Annotated in this window: 20 protein-coding genes, 1 tRNA gene and 1 pseudogene; 14 read left to right on the plus strand and 8 right to left on the minus strand. The window is 43.3% G+C overall.

Annotated elements, in window-relative coordinates:
- Window positions 1-3: 3 nt before the first annotated feature.
- Window positions 4-939, minus strand: a complete 936-nt coding sequence (locus tag PBT90_RS15530) for a homoserine kinase (protein ID WP_264811467.1) — start codon at window positions 937-939, stop codon at window positions 4-6.
- Window positions 939-3389 (minus strand): bifunctional aspartate kinase/homoserine dehydrogenase I, encoded by a 2451-nt coding sequence (thrA, locus tag PBT90_RS15535; RefSeq protein ID WP_264807416.1) that lies wholly within the window; start codon window positions 3387-3389, stop codon window positions 939-941. The genes PBT90_RS15530 and thrA overlap by 1 nt, the downstream gene beginning before the upstream one ends.
- A 420-nt stretch (window positions 3390-3809) precedes the next feature.
- Here thrA and PBT90_RS15540 point away from each other — a divergent pair, with 420 nt between their 5' ends.
- Window positions 3810-4232, plus strand: coding sequence for an META domain-containing protein (locus tag PBT90_RS15540; RefSeq protein ID WP_264807417.1), 423 nt, complete (start codon window positions 3810-3812; stop codon window positions 4230-4232).
- 6 nt (window positions 4233-4238) lie between these two features.
- On the opposite strand, the gene PBT90_RS15545 is transcribed toward PBT90_RS15540, so the two are convergent.
- Genes PBT90_RS15545 through PBT90_RS15555 form a run of 3 tightly spaced genes read right to left on the minus strand, consistent with a single transcriptional unit; the run spans window position 4239 to window position 5850 of the window.
- A complete protein-coding gene (locus PBT90_RS15545) occupies window positions 4239-4694 on the minus strand; it encodes a hypothetical protein (protein WP_264807418.1) in 456 nt (151 codons plus the stop codon).
- Window positions 4695-4698: 4 nt separating this feature from the next.
- Entirely contained in the window at window positions 4699-5160 is a 462-nt protein-coding gene (locus tag PBT90_RS15550) for a nuclear transport factor 2 family protein (protein WP_264807419.1), read from the minus strand.
- Window positions 5161-5172: 12 nt separating this feature from the next.
- Window positions 5173-5850 (minus strand): SDR family NAD(P)-dependent oxidoreductase, encoded by a 678-nt coding sequence (locus tag PBT90_RS15555; protein ID WP_264807420.1) that lies wholly within the window; start codon window positions 5848-5850, stop codon window positions 5173-5175.
- Between the two features lie 58 nt (window positions 5851-5908).
- Between PBT90_RS15555 and PBT90_RS15560 the strand changes: the two genes are divergently transcribed.
- The 3 genes and pseudogenes from PBT90_RS15560 to tnpA all read left to right on the plus strand — a co-directional run.
- Entirely contained in the window at window positions 5909-6802 is an 894-nt protein-coding gene (locus PBT90_RS15560) for a mechanosensitive ion channel family protein (protein WP_264807421.1), read from the plus strand.
- Entirely contained in the window at window positions 6783-7121 is a 339-nt protein-coding gene (locus tag PBT90_RS15565) for an MGMT family protein (RefSeq protein ID WP_264807422.1), read from the plus strand. Before PBT90_RS15560 ends, PBT90_RS15565 begins: the two co-directional genes overlap by 20 nt.
- A 308-nt stretch (window positions 7122-7429) precedes the next feature.
- Window positions 7430-7876: pseudogene (gene tnpA / locus PBT90_RS15570) on the plus strand (IS200/IS605 family transposase); the annotation flags it as partial.
- A 300-nt stretch (window positions 7877-8176) separates the two neighbouring features.
- Here the strand turns inward: tnpA and PBT90_RS15575 are convergent.
- Window positions 8177-9619, minus strand: a complete 1443-nt coding sequence (locus tag PBT90_RS15575) for a sodium:solute symporter (RefSeq protein ID WP_270129930.1) — start codon at window positions 9617-9619, stop codon at window positions 8177-8179.
- A 53-nt stretch (window positions 9620-9672) separates the two neighbouring features.
- Between PBT90_RS15575 and PBT90_RS15580 the strand changes: the two genes are divergently transcribed.
- The 7 genes from PBT90_RS15580 (at window position 9673) to PBT90_RS15610 (ending at window position 12853) form a co-directional block, all read left to right on the plus strand.
- On the plus strand, window positions 9673-9966 hold the full coding sequence (locus PBT90_RS15580) for an ATP-dependent Clp protease adaptor ClpS (RefSeq protein ID WP_264807425.1): 294 nt from the start codon (window positions 9673-9675) through the stop codon (window positions 9964-9966).
- A gap of 12 nt (window positions 9967-9978) precedes the next feature.
- The gene (recR, locus tag PBT90_RS15585; RefSeq protein ID WP_264807426.1) at window positions 9979-10599 is read left to right on the plus strand and encodes a recombination mediator RecR; all 621 of its coding nucleotides are present in this window, start codon (window positions 9979-9981) and stop codon (window positions 10597-10599) included.
- A gap of 49 nt (window positions 10600-10648) precedes the next feature.
- A tRNA-Ala gene (locus tag PBT90_RS15590) sits at window positions 10649-10722 on the plus strand.
- 103 nt (window positions 10723-10825) lie between these two features.
- The gene (locus tag PBT90_RS15595) at window positions 10826-11248 is read left to right on the plus strand and encodes a hypothetical protein (protein WP_264807427.1); all 423 of its coding nucleotides are present in this window, start codon (window positions 10826-10828) and stop codon (window positions 11246-11248) included.
- 40 nt (window positions 11249-11288) lie between these two features.
- Entirely contained in the window at window positions 11289-11711 is a 423-nt protein-coding gene (locus PBT90_RS15600) for a hypothetical protein (RefSeq protein WP_264807428.1), read from the plus strand.
- Window positions 11712-11726: 15 nt separating this feature from the next.
- On the plus strand, window positions 11727-11999 hold the full coding sequence (locus PBT90_RS15605) for a hypothetical protein (RefSeq protein ID WP_264807429.1): 273 nt from the start codon (window positions 11727-11729) through the stop codon (window positions 11997-11999).
- Window positions 11999-12853: a Cof-type HAD-IIB family hydrolase gene (locus PBT90_RS15610; protein WP_264807430.1), complete on the plus strand. Its 855-nt coding sequence runs from the start codon at window positions 11999-12001 to the stop codon at window positions 12851-12853. The genes PBT90_RS15605 and PBT90_RS15610 overlap by 1 nt, the downstream gene beginning before the upstream one ends.
- 133 nt (window positions 12854-12986) lie before the next feature.
- Here the strand turns inward: PBT90_RS15610 and PBT90_RS15615 are convergent, their stop codons facing one another.
- A complete protein-coding gene (locus PBT90_RS15615) occupies window positions 12987-13664 on the minus strand; it encodes a DUF2461 domain-containing protein (protein ID WP_264807431.1) in 678 nt (225 codons plus the stop codon).
- Between the two features lie 132 nt (window positions 13665-13796).
- Here PBT90_RS15615 and PBT90_RS15620 point away from each other — a divergent pair, with 132 nt between their 5' ends.
- Window positions 13797-13940, plus strand: a complete 144-nt coding sequence (locus PBT90_RS15620; RefSeq protein WP_264807433.1) for a DUF6364 family protein — start codon at window positions 13797-13799, stop codon at window positions 13938-13940.
- Window positions 13941-14020: 80 nt separating this feature from the next.
- Here PBT90_RS15620 and PBT90_RS15625 read toward each other — a convergent pair whose 3' ends face one another.
- The gene (locus PBT90_RS15625) at window positions 14021-15316 is read right to left on the minus strand and encodes a UDP-N-acetylmuramoyl-tripeptide--D-alanyl-D-alanine ligase (protein ID WP_264807434.1); all 1296 of its coding nucleotides are present in this window, start codon (window positions 15314-15316) and stop codon (window positions 14021-14023) included.
- Window positions 15317-15410: 94 nt separating this feature from the next.
- Here PBT90_RS15625 and PBT90_RS15630 point away from each other — a divergent pair, with 94 nt between their 5' ends.
- Both PBT90_RS15630 and PBT90_RS15635 read left to right on the plus strand, forming a co-directional pair.
- Complete coding sequence (locus PBT90_RS15630) at window positions 15411-17495, plus strand: T9SS type A sorting domain-containing protein (protein ID WP_264807435.1); 2085 nt, start codon at window positions 15411-15413, stop codon at window positions 17493-17495.
- A gap of 64 nt (window positions 17496-17559) precedes the next feature.
- A complete protein-coding gene (locus PBT90_RS15635; protein ID WP_264807436.1) occupies window positions 17560-19263 on the plus strand; it encodes an amidohydrolase in 1704 nt (567 codons plus the stop codon).
- The last annotated feature ends 93 nt before the right edge of the window (window positions 19264-19356 follow it).

Below are 19356 nucleotides of genomic sequence, written 5' to 3' on the forward strand. Positions count from 1 at the left end.
CTCTTATTTTTCTTCGATGACGTAAGCCCCTTTGGTATTTATTTCTGAGAAATACACATCCAAATCGAGGCCTATGGTTTTGAAAATTTTCTCGGCAGCTTTGGCGACCGCCTGAGCTGTTTCTTTCCCTTGGGAAAGTGCAAAGAGCGTAGGACCGGAACCGGAAATCCCCATTCCCAACGCGCCTGCAGCCTTCAAAGCTTCTCTTACCTCATAAAACCCCGGAAGTAAGACTGCTCGATAGGGCTCTGCGATCACGTCCCGAAGCGATCTAGAAATCAACTCAAAATCAGACTCATAAAGCCCTGCTATCAATCCTGCCACGTTTCCGGACTGAATAGTCGCATGCTTCATCGGGATCTGATCCCGCAGTACAGACCTGGAATCGGCCGTCTTTAGCTCATAATGAGGGTGTAAAAGCGTACAATAAAGCCCCTCCGGAACCGGAAGTTTGATCACATCCAGCGGGTGGTAATCCCTGATCAAAACAAATCCGCCCAATAAACTCGGGGCCACATTATCTGCGTGTCCCGCTCCACAGGCTACTTTCTCCGCAGCTATCGCAAAAGGCAACAAATCCTTCTTTTCAAATGGATTCCCCAAAAGCCGGTTGGTTGCTTCCAAAGCCGCGACAGCACTAGCCGCACTGGAGCCCATGCCAGAACCCAAAGGAAGTCCTTTTTTCAAATAAATATCAAGGCCTACCTTCTGCTGCAAGGCTTCTAGCATGGCCTGGATAGCCACTGCACAGGTATTTTTATCAGCCTCTAAAGGAAGCTTCCCTCCATCACCTTCGATAGACACTACCCGCAATTTTTCAGAATCCGACCGCACCACCTCCACTGTGTCTCCCATCGCATCGATAGCAAACCCAAGAATATCAAAACCACAGGATACATTGGCGACAGTAGCAGGTGCAAAAGCTGTGACGGAGCGCATCATTCCCGAGTATAGTTACCGATTCTAATCACATCTGCAAACACTCCAGCTGCGGTCACATCTGCTCCAGCTCCAGGCCCACGAATGATCATAGGCCGATCAAGATATCGATCAGTGGTGAGCAAAATCATATTATCGCTTCCACTCAACCCACTAAACGGGTGCTCCAGCGGTAGCGCATTCAACCCTACTTTTGCCTTGCCATTTTCCAGTGTAGCCATAAAGCGCAGCTTTTCTCCTCTGGCTTCAGCATCTGTTAGCAGCTTGGCAAAATCAGGGTCATGTGTTTTCAGTTTCTCAAAAAATTCTGGCACAGTACCCAAGGACTGGCAATCTTCAGGCACCATACTCTGTACTTCAATAGAGTCAAATTCTATTTCCTGCTCAGCCTCTCTTCCCAAGATCAGAATCTTTCTAGCCACATCCATTCCGCTCAAATCATCCCGAGGGTCTGGCTCTGTAAATCCTAGGTCTTTGGCTTTTTTCACCACCTCTGAAAACGGATCTCCTTTTTCAAGCTCTGAAAAAATATAATTCATGGAACCTGAAAGCACCGCTTCAATTCGAATCACCCTATCTCCAGAAAGCATCAAATCCTGAAGTGTATTGATCACCGGGAGACCAGCGGCTACATTGGTTTCATAAAGGAATTTTACACCGCGTTTCTTAGCAATTCGCTTGAGGTTTTTGTACTGCTCCATAGAGCCGGAATTTGCCTTTTTATTCGGAGTCACTATAGCCACCTTTGCTTCCAGGATTTTAGCATATAGCTCAGCCACATCTTGACTAGCCGTACAATCCACAAAAACGGAATTGGAGAAATTCATTTCCTCCATGGTCTGAATAAACTTATTCAAATCTGTTTTTTGATCAGACTCACTCAGCTGATTGGGATTACTCAGGTCAAACCCATCTTCGTGAAAAGCCATATACCGGCTATTTGCCAAACCGTGAATCTGAATGTCCAGCTCATTTTCGCCGCGCAATTTCTGTTGCTGATTGGCTATCATCTTGATCAGAGCTTGCCCGATCAGACCTACCCCCACCAAAAAGACGTGAAGCACTTTGTTTTCAGATAAGAAAAACGCTTCATGAAGTGCGTTCAGTGCCTTTTGAAGATCAGGCTGAGGGATCACGGCTGATATATTCAACTCCGAGCTGCCCTGAGCGATCGCAGCGACATTGATATTATTTCTCCCCAAGGCCCGGAACATGCGTCCGGAAGCTCCCGGGTTTTGCTTCATATTTTCTCCCACCACAGCTACAGTGGCCAAGTCATGAAGTAGGGAAACCTCGTCCATTTCTCCCGACTTGATCTCATAGAAAAACTCACGCTCTACTACTTCCTTAGCCAGGAAAGCTTCTTTGGTTTTGATGGCCAAACAAATGCTGTGCTCAGAGGAAGCCTGAGAAATCAGAAGTATATTAATTTGTGCCTCCGCGAGGGCTTTGAACACACGGCTAGTGCCTACCACCGAATCCAGCAAGCCTGAACCCTGTACAGTCACAATGGAGATATTGGAGATAGAGCTTATGCCCTTGATTAAGGCCCCAGGGCTTACTTCTCCATTGATCAGGGTCCCGGCATTTTCAGGTTCAAAAGTGTTCTTGATGTAAATCGGGATGCTTCTGCGCATGGCCGGCTGCATGGTGGCCGGGAATATCACTTTGGCCCCAAAGTGTGAAAGTTCCATCGCCTCGTTATAGCTCAATTGAGGAATGGTAAATGAAGTATAAACCAGCTTCGGGTCAGCGGTCAATACCCCTGACACATCGGTCCAAATCTCTAAATGCTCGGCATCCAGAGCTGCTGCAAAAATGGCCGCAGTATAATCCGAACCTGATCTTCCCAAAGTGGTGGTCTCTCCTTTGGCAGTGGAAGCGATGAATCCGGTAATCACCTTTATCCCTTCATGATTGGCAAAGAAATCTTTAATAGCAGCATTGGTCACCTCAAAGTCCACTTTGGCCTGCCCAAATCTATCGTTGGTGCGAATCACATCTCTGGCATCCAAAAACTGGCTCTTCATCCCTTGCCCATTCATGGACTCGGCCAAAATAAAGGCCGCCAAACGCTCACCAAAACTCGCCACATAATCCAAAGTGCGGGCTGAGTTTTCCTTGATCAGGTAAATCCCGTGAAACAGATCTTCCAGTTCTTTAAAACGAACCTTGACAAAGGTCATCACCGTGGACTGACTCTGTACGCCGATGAGCTGCCTGACGATATATAAGTGCTTTTCTTCTAAAGACTGAAGCAGCTCTCGATATGCTTCATCCCCTTCCCTGGCCAGTTGGGCGATTTTCAGCAAGGTCTCCGTCACCCCTCCAAAAGCTGAAAAAACTACAGCCAGTTCTTCATGCTTGAGCTTCTCTTGAATGATTGAAAAAACACGTTGGATATTTTCCGGGTTAGCTACGGACGAGCCACCAAACTTGATGATCTTCATAAATATTACTTCTGAAATTAATAACTAAGGAAATTAAAATCGGCCTGAAAAGGCCTCGGGGGCGGGTACTCTATAACTATCAACGGGATCACCCCGTAATCGTGGTACCAATGCATGTCGTCATAGAAAAAATGGTGCAGACACCCGTTTCCATACCTGGAAGTAATTTGTGTTCGGATGTGTTTTTCACTGCAAATACCATAACTGGACAATTGATGTGACAATCTTACTGCCAAAATTTCTTTTAGCCAAACAATAGGTTAGAGTTTTTGCATAAAAAGGCGATTCCTTCAAAAAACCATGCATTTTTCTCATCCTTCGCCTTTATTCAGACCTTTCTTTTGGCAAAGACACCCTCTATCCAAATTGAATTTGGAATTGTTTCTAGCTATATTGATTTGACACTAAAATTAAACTCCGATGAAACTCCAGCAATCCATAATAGCCGTAATTTTCATAATAGTTCTAGTGAGCTGCGGCTCTACAAAGGCCATTAATCCTTTGAATCTTTTGACCGGAAACGACTGGGCTCTTGCCTCTCTAAATGGAAACAGTCTGGACCTCAGTCAATTTGCTGGTGGTATACCTTCGCTCTCATTTTTAGAGGAAGGAAGACTTGCCGGCTTCACTGGCTGCAATAATTTCTCCGGAAATTTTTCTCTAGAAGGAAGCGGTCTCAAGCTTGATCCAGGAGCGATCACGAAGAAAATGTGTCCAGGAACGGGCGAACAGGATTTTATTTCAGCTTTAAATAAAGTGAAGGATTTGAAAATTGACCAAGACAAGCTCACTTTGATAGATGGAGGACAGGAGCTCATGAGTTTTGTACCAAAAAAAGAATAAGCAGGGCTATGCTATTTCTTTGACCAGGAAGAGTTTGCCCCTAAATTCTACTTGGTCATTTTGCTTTTTACCCAAAAGCAGCTCACCCAGGGGAGCATTTTTACTGAGTAGAAATAATCTTTTGTCCCCGACCTGCAATGCACCGAAACTGATAGAGATCAAATACAACGCATCTCCTAAATTCACCAAACTTCCTTCCTGGACACGTTCTGTCCGGTTTTTGACGGCCTGCAGTCTATACAACTCTTCCAGATCAGCCGTCGCCTGTTTGATCTGAGTAGTAATAGTCATCAGATCCCGGGACATCATTTCCCTTCCCGTCTCAAATTTATCCCCAGCACTGCTTTTGGTATCTTCCAAAATCCCCTCGTTGATCGCTTTACGCTCTTCAGTCAGCAACTTGATCTTCTCTTTTACCTGAGCAATCGATGCCTGGTAAACTTTCTCCTTAAACGAATTCATAAAACTAGCTAACGCAACCTTCCTTGCGACGAGTATCAATAATATAAACCACTTTCCATCCCTCAGCCATCCTCACCAACTGAAAAGAATTCACACCGCAATGGCTAAAATTGCCGTTCAGATAAAACTCATACGGCGTCCAGGCAGTGGCCATATCACCGTCAATTTTGATCTGGTAATCCGTAATTTTCTCATCCAACTCAGTATCTGCGGGAAGACTTCCTATTCCCTGCACAAACTGCTCTACCGATCCGGCTTTGACTTCGCCATATTCCCCATGGGATTCAATGGTCTGCATGATGGCATTTTCCGAAAATACTGCCGCGATCTGATCTGGATTTTTGCTTCGCATGCCATCAAATAGTGATTCAATGACAGCTTTAACCTTGGCTTCATCTGATTGGGAAAAGGCAGGAACCGCCAAAACAAAGGCAACTAACAGGAGTAAAATGGATTTTATTTTCATAGGGATACAGAGTTAAACTTCACCGTAAAGTTTGAAGGTCATATTGCGTAGGGAGTGTGTATTGACGGCATAATGCATTGCCTCAGCTATCTCATCAGCCCTCACCCACTTGCTGAAATCAGCATCAGGCATAGATTCACGGTTAGGCGGAGTATCGATGATACTTGGCACAAATACATGCGACCTGATCGGGGAGTCTTTGGTATCCTCTGCTACGATTTCGGCTAGAGAGACGACTAGCTGCTTACTCAAGGCATAAGCCAGAGTCCCTGTAGCATCCTGGGCCTGCAAAGCAGGTCTGGCGCCCACGAAAAGGAATGTGCCCTTGCCCTGTTTCTTCATAAAAGGCAAAAATCCCTTGACCAGGTGAAATACAGAAAAGAAATTCAATGAAAACATCTTCTCCAGGTCTGCCTGTTTGGTCTCTGCAATTCCACCCATCGCAAAACCTCCTACCAAGAGCGCCAGCGCATCTAAATCCCCATATTGCAGTTGATATTCTTTGATAAATTCGCCCACAGATTTTTCATCTGTAACGTCCACTTCGTAGGAATCATCCGCTTCTTCCACTTCCAGATTCTTGTCTGGCTGTACCAAAGCGATGATATGATAACCTTCACGCTTGAACTTTTCTACGACTGCCGAACCTAGATTTCCTGCGGCTCCGGTGATAATGATATTTCTCCTCATACTACTTCGATATTCTTTCTGATATTTGTTAAAATTAGGTTTAATTTTTCATTTAGGAATGAATCAACTCAAAAGCATCATTAAAGATCAGGAAAACAAACGCAGAAGGAATTTCTTTCTGAAGTTTGTCTTGCTGGTCGTTTTGATCATAGGCTACGAGCCCAACACCTGGCTCAGCCCTTTTTTCGAAAAGCATATCATCGCTTCCAATCTGGTCCGCGCCTTGATTTTTCTGCTCAGCGGCAATTTGATCATTTCCTTAGCGCGGATTATCACCTTGCGCTTCTACTTACAGAAAACTGAAGAGACTAAGGTCCAGCCCAACTTTGTGATCGGGATAGATCGACTTTCCACCTTGTTAAATTTCAATGTACTGCTGGTCACCCTCATGCTTGCCTTTGGGGTACGCCCACTGGAATTCCTCACCAGTATCACCATTGTGGCGGCAGCGATTGCCTTGCTCACCAAAGAATACATCACTAATATAGTAAATGGTCTGATCATGATGTTCTCGGATCAGCTGGAGATTGGAGATAAGATCTTGATCGGAAAAAATGTAGGGTTCATCCGGGATATCACTTTGATCAACATGGTGCTGAAAACCGAGACGGGTGAAATCGTCATCATCCCAAACACACTTGCACTTACTTCGGAAGTGGTGAATTATTCCAAAAACAGTGCACATCAGGTTATATTCGATGCCGAAATTCCTTTCTTCTCTAAGTTACAATTGAATGACCTTGAGCAGCAACTAAGTAAAGCCTTGGGCCCATTTTCAGAGTTGGTTTTTGTAGAAGGCGCTCAGCTGAATGTGATCGAGCGAAAACCGGAAAGTATGATCATCCGCTACCAGTTTCCTATTAAGTCTGGGGAAAAAGCCACTGAAATCAGCGTAAGAAAAGCTGTCAACCAAGAATTTATCAACTGGTCAGATGAAAACCGAAAAGCCTAATTATTTCGACTTGGTGTATCAAGTCGTTCGTTTAATCCCAAGTGGCAGAGTGACCAATTATGGAGCGATAGCTCATTATCTGGGACTAAAAAGCGGAGCCAGAATGGTAGGCTATGCGATGAATGCCGCTCATACCCTAGAAGATGTACCTGCTCATCGCGTGGTAAATAGTCAGGGCTTATTGACCGGAAAGGCACATTTCGCAACACCTACCCAAATGCAGGAATTGCTTGAAAAGGAAGGTGTGAAAATAGTGAAAGACAAAGTCCAGAATTTCGAAAAGGTGTTCTGGAATCCAGAGGTGGAATTGGCGTTGTAGTCAAATACTTCACCATGCGTTCCGAGGGAACGGCCCTCCCCAAATATCCTCTTTTTCTACCAACCAATTAATAAACTCACCCTATCCTAATCCTTTTAGACTAAAGATGTTTTTGGGTTAAAAGGGTTTATCATAAATAGATTTCCTAATTAGCACAAAATTGAATCAACATTAATTGATTTAATCTTTCCGTAGGAAGGTCTGGTTGGTAGAAGCAATTGCATTGTAATGATTAGGTCGTTCCATAGGAACGTTTGGTGATGATTTTTTTAAGATCTAAATTGTTATACTTTTTTATCTTTTTAGCCATGCCAAACACCTACACACAAATCCACATTCATCTGATTTTTGCGGTGAAATTCAGAAAGGCACAGATCCACTCAAGCTGGAAAGAGCGCCTACATCAATATTTAACAGGAATAATCCAGAGTAATAAACATAAGGTACTTCAGATTGAAAGTATGCCTGACCATATCCATATTTTGATAGGCTTAAGGCCAGAACAATCCTTATCATCGCTAATCCAAAATGTAAAAACAGAGAGCTCAAAATGGGTCAATACCAATAAGCTAAGTGCTTCAAAATTCCAATGGCAAGATGGTTTTGGAGCATTCTCTTATTCAAAAAGTCAACTCCCTCAAGTCATTAAATACATCCAGAATCAAGAAGCACATCATTCCAAAAAATCATTCATTGAAGAGTATAAGTCAATCCTTGATGCTTTTGAATTGGAATGGGATGAAAAATACATTTTTCATATGATTATAATTTGTCTTTTAAAGGCCATATGGAATCTCGCCTGGGAGATAATCATCCCTCTGTGTGTCGCTTCCGACATGCTCGATTTCATGACTTGATATAAATGAAATTCACCAGGCCTTCCGATGGAACGCTCCCTCGCAATTACATGTCTTTTGCTACCGACCAAATGTCCCGCTGGGACAATCGCATGAAATTCTTGAAAAATCAATAATTCATTCCGCAGGAATGTCTGGTTGGTAGCAAATAGATTGCAGAATTTCTATTGTCGTTCCTTAGGAACGTCTGGTAAAAAATCACTTTCTCCTTAACAAATACAACCCAACAAACATGAGCAGTCCATTTAGAATCAATGCCTCGAAGCCAAATTTGTAACCCCAGAACAATTTCTCTGAATTTGAAGCAATCAGAAATGTGAGGCTTGGTGCTAGGACAGCTAGATATGGAACGAATTTGTCTTTCACTTGCCATTGGGTAAACAATCCAAAAGCATATAGACCAAGCAAAGGACCATAGGTATAACCCGCTATTACAAACACCGAGTTGATCACACTTTGGTCATTGATCCAGTGAAAAGCCAAAATCACAATAAACATCACAAAGGTAAAAATGAGATGAACTCTTTTCCGTACTGAAACACGTTTCTCCGTAGGGTATCTTTTCTCCACCTCCAGAAAATCAATGCAAAAAGAGGTAGTCAAAGCCGTCAAAGTAGAATCTGCACTGGAATATGCTGCAGCCGTAATCCCCAACACAAAGATAATCCCTGCAAACGGCGAAAAGTATTCAGTGGCCAATAAAGGAAAAAGCTCATCGGTTTTCACCGGGATTTGCACGCCTTGGGTTTCAGCATAAAGGTAAAGCAATACGCCTAAGGCCAGGAATAGCAGGTTTACAAATACCAAAATTGTAGTAAACCAAAACATGTTTTTTTGAGCATCTCCGATATTTCTACAGGTCAGATTTTTCTGCATCATATCCTGATCCAAGCCTGTCATCACGATGGTGATAAATGCCCCGGAAATAAATTGCTTGAAGAAATTGGTTCCCGCTTTCCAGTCCCAATTGAATATCTGGGATCTTGAATCATTGGAAACAGCTTTGAAATAATCACTTACTCCATCGAAATCCAGCTCATTTCCTACCATAATCACGCAAACCACCACCGCTGCCAGCATAAAGAAAGTCTGCAAGGTATCCGTCCATACCACTGTCTTGATCCCTCCTTTGTGTGTGTAAAGCCAGATCAAACCAACCGTAATCAATACAGAAACCCAAAACGGAATCCCTAAGGAATCAAACAAAATTAACTGCAGTACGCTCGCCACCAGAAATACCCGGATAGAGGAGCCAAGTGTTCTGGAAAGAATGAAGAAAAATGCTCCGGTTTTATACGACCAAAAGCCAAATCTATCTTCCAAATAAGAGTAAATAGAAACAAGGTTCAAGCGGTAGTAAAGCGGGAGCAGGACTTTGGCTATAGTAAAATACCCGAGCGTATATCCTAAAACAACTTGGAAGTAAAAGAAGTTAGAATTACCCACCTCGCCAGGGACAGAGATAAAGGTAACCCCTGATAGTGAAGCACCTATCATCCCAAATGCAACCAAAAACCATGGTGACTGCCTGTCTCCTGTGAAGAAGGTTTCGGCAGAGACTTTGCGGGAAGTAAACCAAGAAATCAAGAAAAGCAGTAAAAAATAGCTACAGATTACCAGGAGAACTAGTTGGGAATTCATAAATCGTATTAAAGTGGGTTCGCTAAGTTGTCCATTATTCTTAATTTTGCAAAATGAATCATTCAAACGAACCACTTCCATATATTGAGGAATCAGAAGTTTTGGAGGAGGATTTGATAGACATTGAATCCAATGATCTGATCGTGTACAATGACGAGTACAATACCTTTGATCATGTGATCAAGATTTTGATGAAAGTCTGCAAGCATAGCATAGAGCAGGCAGAACAATGCACGATCACCATCCACTACAAAGGGAAATGCGCAGTAAAAAAAGGCAGCATGACAGAGCTAAAACCTATGTGTGAAGCTATATTAGATGCCGGAATCCAAGCCGCAATCGTTTAAATCCACCCAGCATTGAATTTCCCTTCCAAACTGATTGAAGATGCAGTCACCGAAATTTCCAGACTACCTGGAATCGGTAAGAAAACTGCATTAAGACTGGCTCTTCATCTCCTCAAACAACACGAGGCTCATTCTGAAGCATTGACTTTGGCCATTACCCGCATGCGCTCTGAAATCAGGTACTGCAAGACTTGCCATAACATTTCCGATGAGGAAGAATGCAGTATCTGCCTGAGTCATCGACGTGATGAGTCCCTTATATGTGTGGTGGAGGACATCAGGGATGTTTTAGCTATAGAAAACACCAACCAATACCAGGGCAAATATCACGTGCTTGGTGGCGTTATTTCCCCAATCCAAGGTGTAGGACCAGAAGACCTTACTATTGAATCTTTGATTAGTCGAGTAGAATCAAGTGCGCACGCTGCCCCTGTACAAGAAGTGATTTTGGCACTCAGTGCCACTATGGAAGGTGACACCACCTCATTTTATTTAGCAAAAAGATTAAAAGAAAAAGGTATTCGTGTGAGCTCCATAGCCAGAGGCATTCCAGTGGGTGGAGAATTGGAATTTACAGATGAAGTGACACTGGGTAGAAGTATACTTACGAGAATAAATTACGCTACGGAGTAAATTTTCCTTTGCACAGCAAAAACCTAATTCTATATTTGCAATCCCAAATGGGGAATTAGCTCAGTTGGCTAGAGCACTACACTGGCAGTGTAGGGGTCATCGGTTCGAATCCGTTATTCTCCACTACAAAAAGCTTCACAGCAATGTGAGGCTTTTTTGCATTTTAAGCTTCCCATCTGTAGCGTTTGTCTCCTGTATTCCGTATCCATATCATAATCCCATTTTTATGATACGTATATTGACACTCGCTCTTTTAGTGACAGGCCTATTGATTTCCTGCGATGACCCCACCGATTGCAATGGCTTTCGCTTAGGGCAAGAGTTTGAAATACCAATGGATGAGCCCATCAGCAATTGCCCTGAGAACATCTCCATTACACTTTTTGAAATTCAAGATTCCCGATGCCCAATAGGTGCACAATGCATCTGGTCTGGCATGATATCAATCAGCGGAGAGCTAACTATAAATGGAAAGGAGTACGACCTGAACCTTAGTAGTTACGAAACAGTCAGTGGCTTCCCAGAGTCCTTTTCCACCACCGATTACACGGTCAAATTGGTGGACGCTGTACCTTTTCCTGACATTACCAAGACCACAAAGGAAGGAGAAAAACGAGCTATATTACTGATCACCCGCAGATCTACCTGATATTATGTAAATTCGCTTCAGACTCTAACCAGATCTAAGCATGCGCAGTAAAATTCTACTTCTTCTCATTCTTTCAATTAGCCTAAGCTCCTGCTCCTGCAATCCTGAAAATATTGCCAAGTTTGCTTTCAAAGGAATGGAAGCGATGATGGGTAAAGGGTTTATGCCTTCCGAGGAAATCAGAATGCTCGGAAAGTTCCAAGGAATGAATGTTAACCTCAGCAAATCAACTGAAAATGACTCCACTACTTCTACGATTTTTCTGAAATTGGAAAATGGAGACCCACTAGTTTTGGGAAATCAGCCTGAAGTTTTAGCCAGAAAATGCGCCGAACTTTATCTTCGGGATTTTGAGAAAGCTGAAGAATATCAACAAATTACGGTACAATTCATTCAAACAGACCCTACAAATCCGGAGAATGTTGCCATGCAGGAGTACCTATTTGATACCAAGGATTTTTAACTAACCCCATTGTTTATGGAATTACCGAATGATTACAAAAAACCACCCACCTCTCTGGGAGAATGGGTGATCGCAGTTTTAGTTAAAAGGCTACCCATCATCGGTTTTGTCATGCTCATCGTTTGGGCTACTGACAAAAACACAGATCCCGATAAGGCCAATTGGGCAAAGGCAGAATTGATTGTCAAACTTATTATCTTCGCTGCAGTAATGATTTTTATCGCCATCATAGGCTTCGGTGTTTTCACCAATTTTGCCAATGATGTAAACTGGTCCGACTTCGATTAATGGAAATTAAAGCCTTTTGTTCAGACATTGACGGCACCCTCCTCAATGCAGAACGTGAATTGTCCCCCCGCTTAATCAGCGCTGTAGCAAAACTTCCAGTGGATTTTCCCATCATCCTTGCCAGCTCCCGCATGCCTGATGCGATGCGGCATTTGCTTGATGATATGAACCGGCCTCCCCAACCCTTGATCTGCTACAATGGCGGCTATGTATTAAGCGCTGATGGAAAAGTCCTAGAAGATGTCAGCATCCCGGTTGATTTGGTTGCCAAAATCCTGCACTTAACTCAGAAAACTGACATCCACGTCAGTCTTTACCAAGGTGAAAAATGGTATGAGGAAAAGGACGATTACTGGTCTCAAAGAGAAATCAGAAACACGAAAGTTCAATGCGATTGGCTTCCTGGCCACGAGGTAGTAGATCTTTGGACAAAGAATAACTCCGGTGCCCACAAAGTGATGTGTATGGGAGAGTCCAATGAAATGGCATGGCTTTTTGGTGAATTACATGCAGAGCACTCGCTCGATTTACATTTGTACAGATCCAGCGAAACCTATCTGGAAATCGCCCCAAAAGCCATTTCCAAAGCCACTGGTCTCAAAAAAATCCTGGAGCACTCCTATGATTTTGGGATGGATTCAGTCCTTGCTTTCGGGGACAACTACAACGACATCGCTCTACTGCAGTCCGTAGGCTGGGGAGTAGCTGTGGAAAATGCCCGAATGGAAGTTAAAGCCGTTGCCAATGAAATCACTCATCACAACAAAAAAGATGGAGTCGCAGCGGTATTAGAAAAAGTCCAAGATTTGAAATATGAAATCAAGCATGACCCGAAGCGACACACAGAGGGATGATTATAATTCATGCGAAGATTCCATGTGACCTTAAAAAAAAATTATAAACACATGAAATCAGTTCTGAGGTCTAGATTCTTGGTTCTAAAATCTTGATTCTTGACTCTTGATTCTTGGCTCTAGCTTCTTGACTCTACAATATCCCAGATCCATCTTCCACATCTTCAATGGCTTGAGTAAGAAACTGCTGTAAAGGAATCATCTTCCTAAAACCCTCTAATGCGATGTTGATGAAATTCCCTGATTCAATATCCCGATCAGCAATTCTGGAAGAAACGGTAAAGCTTTTCAACCTTAAATAATCAATATACTCATGATCAGCCTCGTAATCCCGTGGACTGGTCTTGAGTTTTTCTCCTTCAATTTCTCCGAAAAGCGACTTGAACTCCTTTTGGCTTTCGATTTTTGCGAGTTCTGCCCCTGAGTAGTCAATCTCTTTTCTGATTTTTTTCAACGTTTCTGCCTGAGGCATCCAAATTCCTCCAGCGATAAATGAATTGCCCGGCTGAATCTGAAGGTAATAACCTGGTCCTTCAGACTTTTTACCTTTGGGAGAAAAATAAGCTCCAAAATTGGTCTTATAGGGCATTTTATTGGCAGAAAATCGAATATCCCGATTTTGCCTGAAGACACATTCCTTCGGTTGAAATGCCAGCATCGCAGGCTCCCATTCCCCAATTCCTTTGAGCAAAACCGCCACATCTTCCAAGAATTCCGCTCGGATTTCCTGATACCATTTCTTATTGGCATCCATCCATTCTTTGGAATTATGTTCGGCGAGGGCAGCTAGAAAAGGTAAGTATGGGCGCATTAGGTTTGAGTTTTGAAACTATAGAAATCTGAAAATCGTCAATGGACTGACTTGAGAATAAACTTAATTGAATGAAAATTGATTTCAACATTCGAGGAAACTTCTTAAATTAAATCGAATAATCCAGAAGTCATGACAACGAAACTAACCATAGACATCAACGAAGATCTTGCGGAAAAAGCAAAAAAGTATGCTGAAGAACGCGGTCTAACATTATCCGAATTGGTTGAAAACTTTTTGAGAGAATTACTTGAATCAAAATCTAAGCACTATTAAAAAAGAATTTAAAATTTTCCCAAAGCAATAGGCAAAAACTGGAAATTCAATCTCAAAAAGAGATTAAAAAATCGCCCTCTTCAAATAAAATCCACCAAGCCTTCCAATTTCATTCCTCGGCTTCCTTTAATCAAGATCAGGTAATCCTCCAATTTGCTATCCTGAAGCCAGTTTCTAAACGAAAAAGGATCAGGGAAATACAATGCTTTGGGATACTTAGCCAAGGCAGCCGCGATTAACTGACCTGTAAAGCAAACTTTTTCGATCTGGTATTCGCTGACAATTTCACCTAGTCGGGCATGCTCCGCCTCTGCATGCTCTCCCAACTCAAACATGTCTCCGATGATCAACATTTTATGCTTTTTACCGGTCATTTCCCCAAAGGTCCGAATCGCAACTTCCATACTGGATGGATTAGCATTATAAGCATCAAGGATGATCAGATTACTCCGCTTCTCCAATAATTGAGAGCGCATGTTTGAAGGCTGGTAATCCACAATTGCCTCCACAGCTTTTTCCATTTCCACTCCAAAAAACTTCCCAATTGTGAGTGCTGTAGCGATATTGCCGAAATTATAGCGCCCGATCAGCGAACTGAGAAAAACAGTATCAGAACCTTCGGCAGTAAATTTTACAAATGGATTGGCCTCCATAAAAGTTACCTCACAAAAATCCCCTTTGGCCGGGTACAACACAGGTTCATCAAATCTCTTACTCAAATTTGATAAAATGGGATCTTGAGAATTGATAAAAACTCTTCCCCCTGTTTCCTTCAAAAACTGGAACAATTCTGTTTTGGTCTTCAGCACACCAGCCGGCCCACCCATTCCTTCGAGATGCGCTCTGCCGATATTGGTAATGACTCCATGGGTAGGTTCTGCTATTTCACACAGCTCCGCAATATCTCCTTGTTTATTCGCTCCCATTTCCACGATGGCGATCTCATCTTGCTCTTTGATCGCGAGTAAAGTCAAAGGCACACCAATATGGTTATTCAAATTCCCAACGGTGGCTGCTGTTTGGTATTTCTGACTCAAAACAGCCTTCATTAGCTCCTTGGAAGTAGTTTTCCCATTAGAGCCCGTCATGCCAATGATGGGAATACGGAGTTGTTTTCTATGGTGATTGGCCAGATCCTGGAGCATTTTTAAGGAGTCTTTTGCTAAAAAATAACGTTCATCATCTTCCACAAAATACTGAATATCATCGATCACAACCACCGAAGCTCCCATTTCCAGGGCTTTGGGAGCAAAGGCATTGGCATCAAAATTTGGGCCTTTCAGTGCAAAAAAGATATTGCCTTTTTCGATTTTCCGGGTGTCGGTACTGACTCCAGTACTATTTTTGAACAGGGTATATAAAATGGAAATATTCATCGTTTCTGAAGAAATTAATCCCAAAATAAAGGAATCATTCACATCTTTGAACTGCTACTCACGTATTAATTTGCGACTTCCTTTTCCCCGATTCATGAGATTATTCTGGATTTTCACTTTTCTGCTGATCAATTTCCAATTGAAGGCTCAAGAAACCTTCCGTATGGATCAGCCCCCTGCTGCGAATGTGGATGGAGTGAAACTCTCTTCTCCCTTTGCCGGAGGCATAAATTCCGCTCAGATTCAAACCATAGATTTGACGGGAGATCAAGTCGAGGAATGGGTGGTCTGGGACATCAACGCCCGCCAGCTTTTAGTATTCAAAAAGGAAGGAGATTCCTTCATTCACCTACCTGAGCTCAGCTATTTTTTCCCAACAGATATCAGTGGTTTTTTGGTATTGGCCGATTTTGATGGAGACGGCAAAAAGGATCTTTTCACCTCAACGGCACTAGGTATCAAAGCCTACAGAAACACATCAAATGGCGCTGAGATTTCCTGGGAAATCGCACAAAACTTCCTCAAACTAGATGGATCAGGAAATATTCAAGCAAATAACCTTGACACGCCCCTAATCCAGGATTTAGATGGAGATGGCGATCTGGATCTGGTAATATTTAATTTTGCCGGAGGCGATTACATGGAGTTTTACAAAAACACCAGTATGGAACGTAAGGGCTCAGCTGATATCGATGGGTTTGCTTTTGGGGAAAATCACTGGGGCAATTTTGAATTTTGTGGCTGCGGAGATATTTCATTTGGCAAAACCTGCCAAGGCCTGGATATCAGCGGTAGAAAGTTAAATAAGGAATCGGGAAAGATCCTCCACGCTGGAGGACATTCTATTTTGTATCAAGACCTAGACGGAAATGGGCTAAAAGACCTACTTCTGGGTAGAGACGAGTGTGATATTCTGTATTTCCTACCAAACTCAGGCACGAATGAGAAACCTGTTTTTACTACTGTCAGCAATGAGCTCCCTGGATTCGGAGCCCTTCCTGAGTTTCCGATTTTTCACATTGGAAAGCTTACCGAAAGCGATTTGATAATTGCTCTCAACACCAGTGAGCAAGCAGTGAACTTTGGAATTGATTTTAAAAACTCTGTTCTGAAGATCAATTCGGCAGGTAATTCGCGAGGAAATTTCATTCAAGATCAAATGATAGACTTGGGAGAAAGTGCCCGCCCCATTTTCTTGGGAAATAAAGCAAACGGAGAACTTCTAGTAACTGCCAATGTCCTCGAAAATGGTCAAATCAAATCGCAGCGATCACGATTTCAGGTATTGAATGGTGAATTCACAAAGATGGAAGGTGAGTACCTTAATCTTTCGCAACTCAACTTAATCGACGCACAATACATCCACTACCAGGATATAGACAACGAACTGCATGTATTGGCCTCTGGAATCGATTACCAGGCAAGTATCCCGACTCAAGTGGTTTATGACCTGAATGATAGGGGCTCTGACCCTATTGCTTTCACCGGATACACCCCCATGCGCGGGGATTATTTGCAGTTTTATACTTATGAGCAGCAGGATCATCTTTTAGTAGCTGCGCAAAATGGGAGTTTGGATCTATACACTTTTGATTTTGAAAGCTATACAGCTACTTTGATCCAAAGTGATTTTTTAGGGTTTGTAGACAATCCGGCAAATAGGAATTTGGCAGTGGCAGTAGAAAACCTTCCCAACCCAAACCTCTACGCAATCGACCAGCGTGGTCTTTTAGTGAAAATCGAAAACTTCATGAATTCCTCCATCAGGGAAAATGTTTTGGTCAAAACCGGGGAACAAACCCTTCCAACTAAGCTAGGAAGAAACACCTGGATCACACTGGTCGAAGCTCCATTGGGAGGCTCTCCAGACCTTATACTAGGCACCAGAGCAGGAGGCTTGATTTACCTCAGTTCCGATAGTTCTGACCCTATCCCAGACGGAACGTACCAATTCAAAATTTATCCAAACCCAGCTGACACTCCTATCAAAGTCATCACAAACTCCCCTGCCGAAGCAAGATTAATCAATGCCATGGGCCAGGAGTTATTGACAGCTATAACTATACCTGCCAACACTGAGGTCGAGATTCAAGCTGGATTTTTACCTCCAGGGCTCTATATTCTATCCTTTGATTTTGAAGGGAAGGCGATCAGAACCGGTAAATTCTGGGTGCGTTAATTACCCTTCTTGCTTTCCACATTAAACCAAAAAAACGTAGCTTTCTGGTTAGAAATATAAATCCATGAAATACGTTTACTTACTCGGTCTTTGGGGTATTTTCCTCATGGCCTGCTCCTCCGAAAAGGCGGAACCCGCCGATCTGATTTTCACCAATGGCATCATTTACACCGTGAATGAATCCCAACCTACCGCAGAAGCGGTCGCCGTAAAGGATGGAATGATCCTAGCCGTTGGGTCAGTTGAAGAAATCGAAAAACACCAAGCTGAAAACACCGAGCTGATCAACCTCCAAGGGGAAACCATGACTCCTGGCCTGATCGAATCCCACGCGCACCTGATGGGAATCGGCTACAACAAGCTGGAACTGGACCTCATGTATGTCAAAACCTACGATGAGCTAGTTGAGAAAGTAGCCGAAGCAGTTGCCAAAGCAAAGCCAGGCGATTGGATTACGGGTCGTGGCTGGCATCAGGACAAGTGGATAGAAAAGCCTGAGAAAATGGTAAAAGGCTTCCAGACCAATGATCAGCTCAATGAAGCTTCACCAGACAATCCGGTGTTTCTGAGACATGCGAGTGGTCACGCAGCCTTTGCCAATGGAAAAGCACTGGAACTAGCTGGCATCAGTAACCTAAAAGGTGAGCGACCAGGAGAAGTAGAAGGCGGAGAAATCATCCTGGATGAGTTAGGCAATCCTACAGGAATACTTTCCGAAAGAGCTTCCGGACTAGTGGCCAGGTTGATCCCCGCGGAGACTCCGGAAAGAGCGGAAGAAGCGTTGACTTTGGCGCTGAAAGAGCTGAATGAAAAAGGAATCACGAGTTTCCACGATGCAGGCAGCGGACAAAACGTGATTGATTTGATCCAAAAATTCAAAAACGAAGGAAAGCTTACCGTGCGTCAGTACGTGATGCTGACAGGAACGCAACCTGCGCTTTTGGAAGAGTGGTACAAAAAAGGACCAATGATCGACTCAGCAGATCACATGCTGACAGTACGTTCGATCAAGCTGAACTGTGACGGAGCATTGGGGAATCGTGGAGCTTGGTTGTTGGAAGATTATTCTGATAGACCTGACCACAGGGGTCATGAGACTTTACCGATGTCGGTTGTTTCTGAAGTATCTGAAAAAGCCATTCCAGCGGGTTTTCAGGTTTGCTCACATGCTATTGGCGACCGTGCAAATCAGGAAATCCTCGATCGCTACGAAGCTGCTTTTGCCAATTACCCTGACGCTAAAGACCTAAGATTCCGAATAGAGCATGCACAGCATATACATCCAGATGACATTCCAAGATTCGGTGAGCTAGGCGTGATCGCTGCCATGCAGGCAATTCACCTGAGTTCAGATCGCCCTTGGGCTATCGATAGGCTAGGTGAAAAGCGCATTGTCGATGGTGCTTATGTTTGGCAAAAGCTGATGAAAACTGGGGCTGTAGTAACCAACGGCACAGATGCACCTGTGGAACCGGTAGATCCTATTCCATCTTTTTACGCTTCTGTGACTCGCAAAACCTTGCAAGGAATGCCAGAAGGAGGCTACGAAGGAGATCAGAAAATGACTCGTGCCGAAGCTCTGAAATCATACACATTGGACGGTGCTTTCGCTGAGTTTGAAGAAGATTTCAAAGGTTCTATTGAGGTGGGTAAAGCTGCTGACTTCACCGTTTTTGATAAGAATATCATGGAAGTGCCGGAGGATGAAATTTTGGAAACCAAAGTGGCAATGACAGTGGTGGGGGGAAAAGTAGTGTATAAGAAGTAGAGTAAAGGCATGGTGTTTTCGCTAAATCTTCTGCCACGCTTAGGCCCAGAGGGCCATCATCTTTGTAGAATTTATAAACTACATTAAACAACA

Source organism: Algoriphagus sp. TR-M9 (assembly GCF_027594545.1).
Lineage (GTDB): Bacteria > Bacteroidota > Bacteroidia > Cytophagales > Cyclobacteriaceae > Algoriphagus > Algoriphagus halophytocola.